The organism is Blautia sp. AF19-13LB (assembly GCF_003479105.1).
Lineage (GTDB): Bacteria > Bacillota > Clostridia > Lachnospirales > Lachnospiraceae > Fusicatenibacter > Fusicatenibacter saccharivorans.
Genome location: NZ_QUGO01000001.1, coordinates 387010 through 401644, shown reverse-complemented (window position 1 = coordinate 401644; position 14635 = coordinate 387010). Strand labels below are relative to the sequence as shown.

The window sequence follows — 14635 nt, the reverse complement described above, 5'->3', positions numbered from 1 at the left end:
TTTTTATTTTCGCTCCGTCTCGCATACGATGATATGTTTGCTCTTCTCATACCCGGGAACTTTCCGGTCCGTGATAAAAATCGGTTTTTCAAAGTCTGCGAAGGTAACGGAACTGATGCTGTTAAATTTGCTTGCGTCACAGAGGACGTAGCACTGGCGGCACTGCTCCATGGCGGTCTTTTTGATTACTGCTTCATTGACATCCGGCGTTGTGCAGCCGCTTCTTCTTGTGACACCGTTAGTGCCGAAAAAGCCTTTGGTGAAGTGGTATTCTTGAATCGTGCGGATCACCTGGTTTCCCACAACGGCTTCGGTGGAGCTTTTCAGCTCGCCGCCGACCAGAATGACTTTATAGCCGCGGGATGCCAGCCGCTGTGCGTGGGCAACGGCGTTTGTCACGAAAACGGCGGAGGTTGCCCGGATGAAATCGATCATATGCGCCGTTGTCGTTCCCGCGTCGAGAAAGACGAAATCGTCCGGCTCGATGAGGGATGCCGCATATTCTGCGATTTTCCGTTTGGCATCGCAGTTCAGCTCATTTTTCTGCGCAACGGTGTACTCGTGTGCCGTCACCTTCTGGCCGGCTTCCACGGCGCCGCCGAATACCTTTTCCAGTTTGCCCTCCTTGTCGAGCGCTGTGATATCGCGGCGTACCGTAGATTCCGAAGTGTCGAGAAGATCCCGGACTTCCGTCACGGTGATGCTTCCCTTTTCTTTTAACAGTTTCAAAATTATCTCATGTCTCTGCTGTGTTAACATTTCTTTCCTGCCTTATATTCTGCCACGTTTGTTTCCAGAATGATCTTGCGGAGCGGAAGGATGCTTCCCGGAGAAACGGAAAGTTCATCTACGCCCATCGCAAGGAACTCTTTTGTCAGCTCCTGGTCAGCGCCGAGTTCGCCGCAGATACCGGCCCAGATGCCGGCTTTGTGTGCATTCTCCACAACCATCTGAATCATGCGCAGGATCGCCGGGTGATGCGGATCAAAGAACGGATCCAGCTTTGTGTTCTGGCGGTCGATCGCGAGGGTGTACTGACTGAGGTCGTTCGTTCCGATACTGAAGAAATCAACCTCTTTTGCCAGCTCATCGCTGATGATGGCAGCCGCCGGGGTCTCGATCATGATACCCTGCTCTGGATTTCCGTACTCAATGCCCTGCTCAGCGAGAGAAGCTTTTACTTCCTCCACAATCGCTTTGATCTGGCGAACCTCGCCGACACTTGTGATCATTGGATACATAATGGCAATTTTTCCATATGCGCTTGCGCGGAACAGCGCGCGAAGCTGTGTCTTGAAGATCTCCGGCCGCGTCAGGCAGATGCGGATCGCACGGCAGCCAAGTGCCGGGTTCTCCTCTTTTTCCATCTCGAAATAATCGCACTGTTTATCGGCACCGATATCGAGGGTACGGATGATGACGCGTTTTCCCGCCATCGTCTCTGCTGCCTGTTTGTAGATACGGAACTGCTCCTCCTCTGTTGGATAGTGATCCTGCTCAAGATAGATAAACTCGCTTCGGAACAGGCCGATGCCGCCCGCGTCGTTCTGCATGACAGCCGCAAGGTCTTTGATGTTTCCGATATTAGCATACAGCAGAATTTTCTGTCCATCCAGTGTAATATTTTCTTTTCCCTTTAAGGTGAGGAGCAGTTTTTTCTTTTCCTCCTCCTCGGTGCGGCGCTTCTGCATGGCAGCAAGAGTCTCCTCGTCCGGATCAACATAGATGGTTCCATCGGATCCGTCCACGATGCCGAGCTTTCCGTCTACGCTCTCATCCAGCGGAAGCGGTGTTCCGACCAGTGCCGGAATCGCCATGGTTCTTGCAAGGATAGCGGTGTGGGAATTTAAAGAACCGTGTACGGTAACAAAAGAAAGAACTTTGTCCTTATCCATCTGTACCGTCTCAGACGGCGCAAGGTCATCTGCCACGATGATCGCCGGTTCGTCGTTTAAGGATGCGTCGGTGTCGTCTCCGTTTAAGATGGAGATCAGACGCTCGGAAATATCCTTTACGTCTGCCGCGCGCTCTCTCATGTAATCATCGTCCATGGCAGAAAACATCTGCGCAAAGTTGTCGCCTGTCGTTGCAACGGCATACTCAGCGTTGACGCCCTGGCTCTTGATAATATTCTCGACGGACTCGTTGTAGCCGTCGTCCTCCATCATCATCTGATGTACCTCGAAGATCGCTGCATTGGCCTCGCCAACCTCTTTGCATGCTTTTTCATACAGAACGCCAAGCTGTGCGATTCCTTTTGCCTTTGCTTCCTCAAACCGTGCCATCTCCGCATCCGGATTTTCTACTTTCACACGTTTTACCTGACGCTCATTCTTTTTGTATACGCGGATCTTTCCGATCGCAATGCCGGAAAATACGCTTTTTCCCTGATAAATCTGCATAAGTTTTCTCCACCTTTGTTCTCGATATCCGAATTTTCTGTCCAGACAGCCGGAGCGTGTTCAAAAAGGATTTCTTAGTTTCAGAAAGTTTTTCAAACACGCTCCTGCCGATTACTATATTGTAATTCTCCAGAGCCCCATCTCAATTCCGCTTACGCTCCATTTCGATGTGGCTTCTCGCCATATGGAATTCCAGAAAAAAGCACTCATTCATGCAAGCATGATTCGCACTTTTTTCTTCCATTCCGCATGGCTCTGTAGAATTACAAGTTCTCTTTCATGAAATTGCTGATTGCTTCGTATGCAGCATCTTCATCTGCTCCATCGAAGGTCAGGGTAACTTCTTCGCCCTGTTTTACAGCCAGTCCCATGATGCCGAAGATGGCTTTGCAGTTCATGGCTTTTCCGTCTTTTGCGATCTTGATATCACAGGAAAATTCTTTGACTGATTTTACCAGCATTCCTGCCGGACGAGCGTGGATTCCTTCTGGATCTGTTACAACATACTTAAATTCTTTCATGATTTTTTCCTCCCATAGGATCTTTGATATTTTTATTTTACTTTGTTTTCTGTCTTTTTTCTACTCTTTTATGCAACTTTTTTCTTTAAAACTCCAAGCAGAACTGCGGATACCACTGTTCCGATGACAACTGCCACCAGATAAAGCAGCGCATTTCCCATAACCGGTACAACGAAGATGCCGCCGTGCGGTGCCATTAAGGTACAGCCAAATGCCATGGAGAGCGCACCTGCGAGGCCAGAGCCGATGATGCAGGCCGGAAGAACGTGGATCGGGTCTGCTGCTGCGAATGGAATCGCACCCTCGGTGATGAAGGCGAGTCCCATGATGAAGTTGGTCGGACCGGATTCTCTTTCTTCTTTTGTAAATTTATCTTTGAACAGCAGGGTTGCAAGTGCAATCGCACACGGAGGAACCATACCGCCGATCATAACGGATGCCATAATGTCGTAGTTTCCTGCTGCGATGGCTGCTGTTCCGAATACGTAAGCTGCTTTGTTGAACGGGCCGCCCATGTCGATGGCCATCATGCCGCCGAGGATCATGCCAAGGATCAGCTTGCTGGATCCGCCCATGGAAGCAAGACCATTGTTCAGTACCGTGTTGACGGTTCCCATGATCGGCTCTACAATGAAGAGCATCAGAAGTCCCATCACAAGGATGCCGACTACCGGGTAAATCAGAACCGGCGCAATCTTTTCGAGTGCTTCCGGAAGTTTCTCACATGCTTTGCGGAGGCCAAGGATAATGTAGCCTGCTGCAAAACCGGCAACGAGTGCTCCAAGGAAACCGGAGGTTCCGCTCGATGCCATCATACCGCCGACAAAACCAAGGGCAAGTGCCGGCCGGTCGCCGATTGCCATGGCGATGTAGCCTGCAAGAACCGGGAGCATGAAGCCGAATGCCACGCCGCCGATCTGTTTGAACATCGCTGCAGCCGGGGTAATCGTACCGAAGTTTGATCTGGCTGCGGCATCAAGGGAGTTCATATCAACAAGAAGTCCGTCGATCAGGAATGCGATTGCGATCAGAATACCGCCGCCGACAACGAACGGAAGCATATGGGAAACACCATTCATCAGCTGGGTGTACAGCTGGTGGCCGATACCGCCGCTGTTCTTCTTCGTGCTTGCTGCGGCTGCCTGCGCATTGCTGCTCTTGTAAACCGGTGCGTTTCCGGACATCGCAAGCTCGATCAGCTCATCTGCTTTGCTGATACCATCGGATACCTGGCGCTGGATAACTTTCTTTCCGTCGAAACGATCCATCGGAACCTGTGCGTCGGCTGCAACGATGATACAGTCCGCATCGGCGATTTCCTGTGCAGTCAGCACGTTTTTCGCTCCGCCGGAGCCTCGTGTCTCGATTTTTACGAAGCATCCTTTTGCTTTCGCTGCTTTCTCGATTCCCTCGGCTGCCATGTAAGTGTGGGCAATACCGGTCGGGCAGGAAGTAACGGCGAGAATCTTCACCTGATTTTCTTTTGCTTCCACCGGCTCTGCAAGACGCTCATCTACGCTCTTTTTCTCTTCATCGGCGCGGTCGATAATGGCAAGGAACTCTTCCGGTGTCCTTGCGTTTCGAAGGCTCTTGGTGAACTCTTCATCCATCAGCATCATGGAAAGTTTACTTAAGACATCGAGGTGAACGTTGTCTTTCGTGTTCGGCGCTGCGATGAGGAACAGCAGGGTGACCGGCTCTCCATCGAGAGAATCAAAATCAACGCCGTTCGGGATAACCATGGCTGCAAGGCCCGGTTTGTTTACTGCATCACATTTTCCGTGCGGAATCGCAATTCCCTCTCCGATTCCTGTGGTGCTCTCTTCTTCTCTTGCGTAAACCTGTGCGCGGTACGCATCTTCGTCTGTGATCTTTCCGCTTTTGACCATCAGCGCTACGGCTGCGTCAAGCGTTTCCTGTTTGCTTTTCGGTGCGGCATCCAGCGCAATACTGCGGATGTCCAGCAAATCTGTGATTCTCATGAGACGTCCTCCCTTTTATTTTGTAATCTGTTCGTAGACAGATGCAATTTCCTCCCGGGTTGCAAGGTTTTCAGAAAAAGCACTTGCACTTCCCGCTGCGATTCCCATATGGAACGCATGGAGGTAATCTTCTTTTTCCATGTAGCCTGCCATGAATCCGGCTACCATCGAATCGCCTGCGCCGACGCCGTTGATGAGCTTTCCTTTCGGGGCCGGAGCTTCAAAGACCTCACCGGATGCGGCAACGAGAACGGCTCCTTCGCCTGCCATGGAAACCAGAACGTTCTGTGCGCCCTTTTCCTGCAGCTGTTTTGCATACGGAACAACTGACTCTCTTGTCTTTAATTCCACACTGAAAATCTCACCGAGCTCGTGATTGTTCGGTTTGATGAGGAACGGGTGGTACGGCAGAACCTTCATCAGCAGATCACGGGTCGCGTCTACGACGATGCGGACGCCCTTGCCGTCGAGCATTTCCATAATTTTCTGATAGGCATCATCTGCCATGGATGACGGGATGCTGCCTGCGAGGAAGAGAACGTCGCCCTCGCCGAGTGCGGAAAGCTGTTTCATCAGCTCTTCCACTTTTTTCTCCGGGATTTCGGGTCCCTGTCCGTTGATCTCAGTTCCGTCAATGCTCTTTAATTTGACGTTGATGCGGGAATATCCTTCTTCCAGCCAGATGCAGCCGTTTTTAATTCCCATCTGGTCGAGCCGTCCCGCGATTTCTTTTCCGGTAAAGCCTGCCAGAAATCCGAGCGCTGTGCTCTCAATTCCAAGGTTTCCGAGTACGGTCGATACGTTGATTCCTTTTCCGCCCGGAAGCATCAGCTCGGAGCTTGTGCGGTTGGTAAGGCCGAGCTTGAAGTCTTCCACCGATACAATGTAGTCCAGAGACGGATTGAATGTCACTGTGTAAATCATATTTCCCTCCTGCTTTATTTTGATCGTGTTTGCTTTGATGAGCTTATTATATCGTCATATTCATTCAAAATCAATCATTAATATTTCATGAATTTTACCTTCTCTTTTTGTCGCATTTGCATAAGTTTAGAGTTTTATGACGGATTCCCCCGTTTTATCGCCCTGTTTTGACCGAGTTTGACTGATCGTCATCTTTTCTTCCTTGTCACGCATCGATCACTTTATTCTCTCCATTTCGGTCATTTTTTATCAGACACTTTCTTTCTGTTCTCATTTTTGTACTTTACTTTTTCCGGATTTGGTACTAAAGTGAAAAGAAATCAAAAAAAGAATTTCCAGAAGAGGTGATTTTATTTGAAACGATACTATATTCTTCACTATTTTGATCCCGCCAATGTGGGCAGTTTTCTGCTTGTCTCACTGCTCGGCCTGATTCTGGTGCTTGCCCTTGTGCTTCTGATTGCAAAATTGCAGATTCAGCGGCAGCTAAAAGAGGAGACAGAGGAAAAAGCGAAAAAAATACGCCGGAAGAAACACCAGCGCAGGCAGTATCAGGTTGTGGAAAGCTTTTATGAGCTGGTTTTCTCCGGCACTTCGATTCTTCTCTTCCTCTCCCTCTATTACATTATCGATGAGCGTCTGCCGCAGATTTCGATGTACTGGGAGAAATATCAGGATGTAGTGCTTCTTGTCTTTATCGTGCTCTCCGTCTTTCTGACGAGCTGGCTCGATGTGGTTCTGGTAAAGCTCACGCACCTTGACCCGGAGCAGAAGGCGTCGGTGCGGCTGATTTCGGTCTTCTATATTGTACTGATTCTTCTGTACATCCGCTTTATCTACGAGGACACGAATTATGACGGGCTGATTCTCTATTTCCTGACGCTGACGGTCGGCCGCTTCCTGTATTTCGACTTTACGGTCAAGAGTTTTCTTGAAACGATGCGGGGCGTGTTGGAAAATCTACCGCTTCTTGTCATCATGAGCGCCTACTCCGGTTTCGTGTGCTGGTATGGGTTCCATGTCGGCTTTCTGCTGAAATCAAATGGTGTCATTTTGAGCACCTTTCTTGCCCATCTGTTTATGGACTGCTCGATCTTTCTGCTCCACAAAACAGGAATTTTAAAGCATGTGATACGAAAAATTTAAAACCGGCATTTTTTTACCAACCATATATCAAAAGCTCTGCAGATCAGAATTTTGCATTTTCTGTTCTGCAGAGCTTTTCTTATTTAACGTTCTTTTTTACATGCCAAACAGCAGTGCAAAGCCATGTACGACAAAAGCTGCCAGCCAGGCGATCACACACTGGGAAACGACAACACCGGCTGCCCATCTGCCGCCAAGCTCCCGCTTGATGGAAGCGACTGCCGCCACACACGGCGTATAGAGGAGGCAGAAAACCAGAAGGCTTAATGCGGAAACCGGTGTCAGGATTTCGGTCAGCTGCGCGGTCGTGCCGAACAGTACGGAAAGTGTCGAGACGACACTCTCCTTTGCCATAAATCCGGTTAGAAGGGCGGTCGATACTCTCCAGTCTCCAAATCCAAGCGGCCGAAAAACCGGGGCGAGACGGCCGGAGACAACGGCGAGAATGCTGTCCTTGGAGTCCTCCACGACATTGAGATGCGTTCCAAAGGTCTGTAAAAACCAGATCACAATCGTGGCAACAAAAATGACGGTGAATGCCCGTTGCAGGAAGTCTTTTGCCTTATCCCACAAAAGCTGTCCGACATTTTTTGCCCCCGGCATGCGGTAGTTTGGAAGCTCCATGACAAACGGAACGGCTTCCCCCTGGAATAAAGTTCCCTGCATCAGCATCGCCATCAGGACAGCCATGAAGATACCACCGAAATACAGAAGAACCATCACAAGGGCACTGTATTTCGGGAAGAATGCGGCGGTAAAGAACGCGTAAATCGGAAGTTTTGCCGAACAGCTCATAAACGGAGTTAATAGGATCGTCATTTTCCGGTCACGCTCGGAAGGCAGGGTGCGGCTCGCCATGACGCCCGGCACGGTACAGCCAAAACCGACCAGCATCGGCACGATACTGCGGCCGGAGAGGCCGATTTTCCGGAGCAGCTTATCCATCACAAATGCCACGCGCGCCATATAGCCGCTGTCTTCCAGAATGGACAGGAAGAAAAACAGGGTGACGATGATCGGAAGGAAGCTTAAGACACTTCCGACGCCGTTAAAAATACCGTCAATCACAAGGGAATGAAGCACCGGATTGACGCCCCATGCTGTCATGGCGCTGTCCACGAGCTCGGTCAGTTTTCCGATCAGAACCTCCAGCACACTCTGCAGCGATGCTCCGATCACATGGAAGGTCAGGAAAAAGACAGCCGCCATAATCCCGGCAAAACATGGCAGAGCCGTATATTTTCCGGTCAGCACACGGTCAATTTTTGTGCTCCGCACATGCTCGCGGCTCTCTTTTGGTTTTACCACGGTCTCACGGCAGACTTTTTCAATAAAATTAAAACGCATATCCGCAATCGCCGCCGCGCGGTCCAGGCCACGCTCCGTCTCCATCTGACAGACGATATGCTCGAGCATCTCTTTCTCGTTTTCATCGAGGGCCAGCTGCTCCAGGATCAGCGCATCGCCCTCTGCCAGCTTGCTCGCCGCAAACCGCACCGGAATATCCGCCCTTGCGGCGTGATCCTCGATCAGATGCATGATCGCATGCAACGCACGGTGGACGGCACCGCCGTGGTCATTCGCCTCACAGAAGTCCTTTCTGCCCGGTTTTTCCTGGTATTTGGCCACATGGACAGCATGGGCAACCAGTTCATCGATTCCCTCGTTTTTTGCAGCGGAAATCGGGATAACCGGGATGCCAAGTCTCTCTTCCATCTGGTTCACGAGCACAGAACCGCCGTTTTCGCGTACCTCATCCATCATGTTGAGGGCCAGTACCATCGGAACGTCGAGTTCCATCAGCTGCATCGTCAGATACAGGTTTCGTTCGATATTTGTCGCATCTACAATATTGATGATGCCGCGCGGATGCTCGTTCAGAACGAAATTCCGGGTGACGATCTCTTCGCTTGAATACGGCGACATCGAATAAATGCCGGGAAGATCGGTGACCAGCGTGTTTTTCTGGCCGCGGATTTCACCGTCCTTCCGGTCTACGGTCACGCCGGGGAAGTTTCCGACGTGCTGGTTGGATCCCGTTAATTGGTTGAACAGGGTGGTCTTGCCGCAGTTCTGGTTTCCGGCCAGCGCAAAGGACAACAGCTCTCCTTCCGGCAGCGGATGCTCCTCTGCCTTATTGTGGTACTTTCCGCCCTCTCCAAAGCCGGGATGCGGAATTGCTTTCGCATCCGGCTGCTCTTTTTCTTTTACAGCGTCCCGCATCTCATCAATGGCAATCCGTCCGGCATCGGCGAGGCGGAGTGTCAGTTCATAGCTGTGAATCCGCACTTCCACAGGGTCTCCCATCGGTGCATACTTTACCATCGTCACTTCCGCCCCCGGAATGATTCCCATATCTAGGAAGTGCTGCCGCAGCGCGCCCTCTCCTCCTACCGTGCGGACGGTCGCTGTTTTGCCGATCGGCAGTTCTTTCAGTGTCATATATTTCACTCCTTATTGATTCTCATTATCAATAGTAAGTATATGACACAATTCGACTGCGGTCAAGCAATTGCCATTATTTCTCTTTTTGTTTTTCTTCGAGCTTCTTCTGTACACTCGGAAACAGCTCCAGATCCGTGTGTGGGATTGCCTGGGCCGCTTTCATCATAGAGATGAAAGCGGCGACCTGGCCGAACTGGATGTAGACCATCTCGTCCAGAATGCGGTCAATATCGTCGATGCAGGTCCGATCCAGCAGGATTTTTTCTGCTCCCGCAAGCGACGTATTTCCGGCGCAGATCAGGCGGCTGCGGTCCATATCCGGGTACATGCCGATCGTGATGGCGGATTCCTTTGAAACGTGCTTTCCAAATGCACCAGCCGCGTAAAACCGGTCAATTTCTTCCATGGAAATGCCGGATTCACGCATCATGTACTCAACCATCGTGTAGGCCGCTGACTTTGTACGAAGGAATTCGGCGATATCACTCTGATAGAAGCACAGCCCTTCACTATATTCAACGCACCACTCTCCCGTCTCCGGGTCTTCCTTGATCTTTTCGGACCGCTCCGGCTGCAGGGTACCGAACAGGTTGATCCAGCCATTTAGGAATAATTCCGCGAGCAGATCGATAATGCCGGAACCGCAGATGCCCTTTGGCTTACCCTCTCCGATTACATGGCACTGGATTTTCCCGTCTTCTATTTTTACCGTATCAACAGCGCCTTCTGCAGCTCGCATGCCGGTTTTGACCACGCCGCCCTCGAGCGCCGGACCGGCAGCGCCTGCGCCGCAGAGCAGAAATTCCCGGTTTCCGACGACAAGCTCGCCGTTCGTTCCGATATCAAAAAAAACGCTGATCGTTTCTTTTTTATAGAGTTCCGTTGCGATCATACCGCTTAATATATCACCGCCCAGGTAATTGGATTTTCCCGGCACGCAGTAGACACATCCCTTCATGGGAAATCCCATCTCTTTCGCCGGAAGGAATCCGACGCGGTCTGCGCGCACGGCGTACGGGGATGAAAAGACGCAGAACGGATCCAGTCCCAGCAGGAAATGGATCATCGTTGTGTTGCCGGATACGACCATTGAGAGAACATCCGACGGCGCAATTCCTGTCTTTTGGCGAAGTTTTTCAAAGAGCAGTGTAAATGTCTCCATCGTACACGCACGGATGTCCTGCAGTACCTCCGGTTTATCCTTACAGGCAAAGATTCTCGTCAGAATATCGGTTCCATAGGCAGTCTGGCGGTTGTATTCGCTCTCCTCGGCAAGCACAGTACCGTCGCTGCAGTTTACCAGGCGCACAACGACGGTCGTACTTCCAAGATCAGCGGCATAGCCGTAATGCTCTGCTGCTGTATCGCCCGCTTCCAGATCAACCACCTGCCAGATGCTTCCATTCCATGCGAGGGAAACCGTTATGTTATAGTCTGCCTCATCGCAGATGGGATACAGTTTCTGCAGCGCTGGAAGGGTAAATGATGCGGTGATTCCTTTCTCTTTTAATGCATCCAGTATCCGCATCTGGCTGGAGCGGGCGTCCTCCTCCGTCGGCGGGACCAACCCCAGATACTGTTTCTGTGTTATTCCTCTATTCATTATTACTTCCTCATTTCCTGATCATTTTTCTGTTTCTTATTGTAGCACTTTTCTCTTTTCCAGAGAACTTATTTTTTTCACATTTTTACTACATTTCCATCACAGATTCCCATTATACTGCAAAGCATAGAAACAAAAAAGGAAGCAAACAAAACCGGAAGCCGATTCCGGAACACAGTTTAAAATACAGATACCAGAAAGGAAGCATTTATTATGATGGACTACAGAAACAACTACAATAACGAAAACGAAACCAATAATGAGAACATGATGGCAGCAGAGCAGAACAGCTTCAACGGAAAGAAACCTTCTTCCAAAAACAAAAAAGCTGCTAAGCTTGCAAAAAAAATCGGAGCCATCGCCTTAAGCGCAGTTCTGTTCGGCGGTGTTGCCGGCGGTACCTTCCAGGCAGTCAACCACTTTGCCGGAAGCACGACAGCCACTGCAACAACAACCACTGCACAGCAGACGACTTCCAACAGCAGCCTCTTAAAAGCCGCTGCCACATCCTCAAGCTCCACTTCCACCGGAACGATGGATGTTTCCACGATTGCGAAAAACGCAATGCCGTCGATCGTCTCCATCACAAACCAGTCCGTACAGGAAGTACAGAACTACTTCAGCATGTTCGGTTACGGTGCCCAGACTCCGCAGACCGAGGAGACCACAAGCTGCGGTTCCGGTATCATCATCGGAAAGAATGACACCGAGCTTCTGATCGTCACCAATAACCATGTAGTAGAAGATGCCGATACTCTTTCTGTTAGTTTTGTAAACAATCAGGTCTGCAAGGCAAATATCAAAGGTACCGATGCCGATAACGATCTTGCCGTCATCGCCGTTCCGCTCTCCGAGATCCCGGATGACACGATGAGCAGCATCGCTGTTGCCACGATGGGCGATTCTGATTCCGTTGAGGTCGGCGAGCAGGTCGTTGCGATCGGCAACGCACTCGGCTACGGCCAGTCCGTTACGACCGGTATCATCAGTGCTGCAAACCGTGTGATCGACAGCGATTCCTCTTCTGACGGAAGCTCCGATGGAACAACGGCAGATACTTCTTCCACTGATACAACCGGAAAGACCTACTTACAGACCGATGCAGCCATCAACCCTGGCAACAGCGGCGGCGCTCTTCTGAACATGAACGGAGAGGTCATCGGTATCAACTCCGCAAAACTTGCTTCTACAGAGGTAGAGGGCATGGGCTATGCAATCCCGGTCTCCCGTGTTTCCGATATCATTGAAAATCTGATGAATGAGCAGACCAGAACAAAGGTTGCCGCAGAAGATCAGGGAACGATCGGCATCAAATGCCTCGATGTCAGCAGCCAGATCCAGCAGGCATACAATATGCCGGCCGGCATCTATATCTCCGAAGTAACCTCCGGCGGTGCCGCTGAAAATGCAGGTCTGAAATCCGGATACGTTCTGACCAGCTTTGACGGACATTCCATCACCTCCACCAGCGAGCTGAAATCCCTGCTGCAGTATTACTCTGCCGGCGAAACCGTCGAGGTGGAAGTACAGGTTCCAGACAACGGATCCTATGAGACAAAGACCTTCTCCCTGACCCTCGGAACGAGCATCAGCTCTTCGGATGATCAGCAGAGCGATTCCCAGCAGAATGCGGGTTCATCCCGCTCTGCAGAGGGAGGAAATACCCTGACCTCCGCTACTCCTTCGATCTGACTGCCCGCTCTCCCGTGAAAGAAATCCATAAATAAAAAACATCATAAGCATGAAAGAAAGGCCCCGAAACATAACTCCAATGTTTCGGGGCCTTTCTCCTATTCTCTTAATCCATTTCTTATTTTTCTGCTCCTGCAACTGCCTCGCGGGCTGCTTTCTCTTCCGGATCTTCATCCAGAATGGAGAATGCAATATTGGTTGCATGGTCCGCGACACGCTCGAGTCCGGATACAAGATCGGAGAAGATCATGCCGGCTTCCGGCGTACATTCGTTGCGGGTCAGACGCTCTACATGCTTCTGCTGCAGATCCCGCTCCTCCTGATCAATGGAATTTTCAATATCAATGATCTCCTGCAGGTGCTGCAGATCATTCTTTGCAAACATTTCGATCGACTCATCGAGAATTTTTAATACCATATCCAGCATCTCGGAAAGATCCAGTTCGCCCTGTTTGCTGAAGGTCACATTGTCATTCGTCATCTGCACAGCAGAATCTGCGACATTTTCGGCATGATCACCAATCCGCTCGATATCATTGACCACATGGAACAGCGCACCGATGCGCATAACGTCTGATGTCGGCAGCGATGCCTGATTTAAGTGAACCAGATAGTTCGTAATCTCTTTGTTCAGGAAATTAATATTTTCCTCGACACGGTAGACCTCGTCGATTTCTTTCTGATCGCGGGTCACCAGCGTATTCATCGCGCGAATCAGGTTGGTCTCTGCCATCTGTGCCATACGCTCCATCTCACGGACAGCCTGCAGAACTGCAGTCGTCGGGGACATCGCATGTTTCGAGCTGATGTAGGCAAGCTCGAACTTTTTGTCTTCCTCGTCATTTCCGCGGATGATAAAGTACGTTGCCTTCACCAGAAGCGGGGTAAACGGCAGCATCAGGAGTACCTGGCATACTTTGATGATCGAGTTTGCATTTGCGATCATACGGCCTGCTTCGTTTCCGGAAATACCCATAAAGAAGTCAACTACCTGTTTTCCAAACAGCAGGAAAATAATGGAGCAGACAATCGTTCCGGAGATGTTGAACAGCAGGTGGACACATGCCGCACGTTTTGCATCTTTTTTGCAGCCGAAGCTGGCAAGAATCGCGGACATCGTACATCCGATGTTGCATCCAAGCATCATAAACAGACAGATCGGAAGTCCCATCAAGCCCTCTCTTGCAAGAAGCATGATGATTCCGACCGTTGCAGAGTTACTCTGCAGAATCGCGGTAGCCACCCAGCCGACTAAGAACGCAAGAAACGGATTCGTCAGGGATCCGAGGGCGTTAACGACTGCCGGGATCTCTTTTGCTTCGTTCAGGGCTCCTGAGATACCGGAGATACCCATAAACAGAATACCAAATCCCAAGATAACCTCGCCGAGACGGCTGATCGTCAGATTGTTCTTTACGAACATAACCATCAGAACACCGATGATGACAAACAGCGGCGCGATATCCGCAAGGTCAAACGCAATCAGCTGTCCGGTAACTGTCGTACCGATGTTTGCTCCGAGGATAATTCCAGGAGCCTGTGCCAGTTTCATCAGACCGGAGTTTACGAAGCTGACCACCATAACGGTTGTAGCGTTGGAGGACTGAATCAGCGCGGTAAAGAAAATACCGACCAGAAGACCGATCACACGGTTCTTCGTAAATACCTCCAGAATGCTTCTCATCTTGGATCCGGCAACCTTCTGCAGTCCTTCACTCATCAGCTTCATTCCATATAAGAAGAAGCCCAGACCGCCCATCAAAGACACTATTACACTCATATTCTTTTTTCTTCCTTGTCTTTTTCTGATGTCTTTTCAAAATCCCTGTCAAAGCATTTTCATGTTTTGGTCTCAATATTTTACATTTCCTTAACGCAGATTTTACAAGACACCTTTTTTATCATAAAAGAAATCATGAC

10 protein-coding genes are annotated in these 14635 nt (G+C 50.2%); 2 read left to right on the top strand and 8 right to left on the bottom strand.

Annotated elements, in window-relative coordinates:
- Positions 1-3 precede the first annotated feature (3 nt).
- The 5 genes from DWX32_RS01935 to pfkB form a co-directional block, all read right to left on the bottom strand.
- Entirely contained in the window at positions 4-759 is a 756-nt protein-coding gene (locus tag DWX32_RS01935) for a DeoR/GlpR family DNA-binding transcription regulator (protein WP_118659162.1), read from the bottom strand.
- A complete protein-coding gene (ptsP, locus tag DWX32_RS01930) occupies positions 753-2402 on the bottom strand; it encodes a phosphoenolpyruvate--protein phosphotransferase (RefSeq protein ID WP_055265171.1) in 1650 nt (549 codons plus the stop codon). Before ptsP ends, DWX32_RS01935 begins: the two co-directional genes overlap by 7 nt.
- Positions 2403-2665: 263 nt before the next feature.
- Positions 2666-2923: an HPr family phosphocarrier protein gene (locus DWX32_RS01925; RefSeq protein ID WP_118659161.1), complete on the bottom strand. Its 258-nt coding sequence runs from the start codon at positions 2921-2923 to the stop codon at positions 2666-2668.
- A 68-nt stretch (positions 2924-2991) separates the two neighbouring features.
- Positions 2992-4905, bottom strand: coding sequence for a PTS fructose transporter subunit IIABC (locus DWX32_RS01920; RefSeq protein WP_118659160.1), 1914 nt, complete (start codon positions 4903-4905; stop codon positions 2992-2994).
- A 15-nt stretch (positions 4906-4920) separates the two neighbouring features.
- Positions 4921-5829 carry a 1-phosphofructokinase gene (pfkB, locus tag DWX32_RS01915; protein ID WP_117804080.1) on the bottom strand — a complete coding sequence of 303 codons (909 nt, stop codon included), beginning with the start codon at positions 5827-5829 and terminating at the stop codon, positions 4921-4923.
- Between the two features lie 354 nt (positions 5830-6183).
- On the opposite strand from pfkB, the gene DWX32_RS01910 reads away from it, so the two are divergent.
- Positions 6184-6975 carry a hypothetical protein gene (locus DWX32_RS01910; protein WP_022463094.1) on the top strand — a complete coding sequence of 264 codons (792 nt, stop codon included), beginning with the start codon at positions 6184-6186 and terminating at the stop codon, positions 6973-6975.
- A 96-nt stretch (positions 6976-7071) separates the two neighbouring features.
- On the opposite strand, the gene feoB is transcribed toward DWX32_RS01910, so the two are convergent.
- Both feoB and DWX32_RS01900 read right to left on the bottom strand, forming a co-directional pair.
- Entirely contained in the window at positions 7072-9417 is a 2346-nt protein-coding gene (gene feoB / locus DWX32_RS01905; protein WP_055265179.1) for a ferrous iron transport protein B, read from the bottom strand.
- 76 nt (positions 9418-9493) lie between these two features.
- Complete coding sequence (locus DWX32_RS01900) at positions 9494-11023, bottom strand: ASKHA domain-containing protein (RefSeq protein WP_117508985.1); 1530 nt, start codon at positions 11021-11023, stop codon at positions 9494-9496.
- Positions 11024-11236: 213 nt separating this feature from the next.
- Between DWX32_RS01900 and DWX32_RS01895 the strand changes: the two genes are divergently transcribed.
- Positions 11237-12715, top strand: coding sequence for a S1C family serine protease (locus DWX32_RS01895; protein ID WP_118594762.1), 1479 nt, complete (start codon positions 11237-11239; stop codon positions 12713-12715).
- A 118-nt stretch (positions 12716-12833) separates the two neighbouring features.
- On the opposite strand, the gene DWX32_RS01890 is transcribed toward DWX32_RS01895, so the two are convergent.
- On the bottom strand, positions 12834-14495 hold the full coding sequence (locus tag DWX32_RS01890) for a Na/Pi cotransporter family protein (protein WP_055265183.1): 1662 nt from the start codon (positions 14493-14495) through the stop codon (positions 12834-12836).
- Positions 14496-14635: the final 140 nt, after the last annotated feature.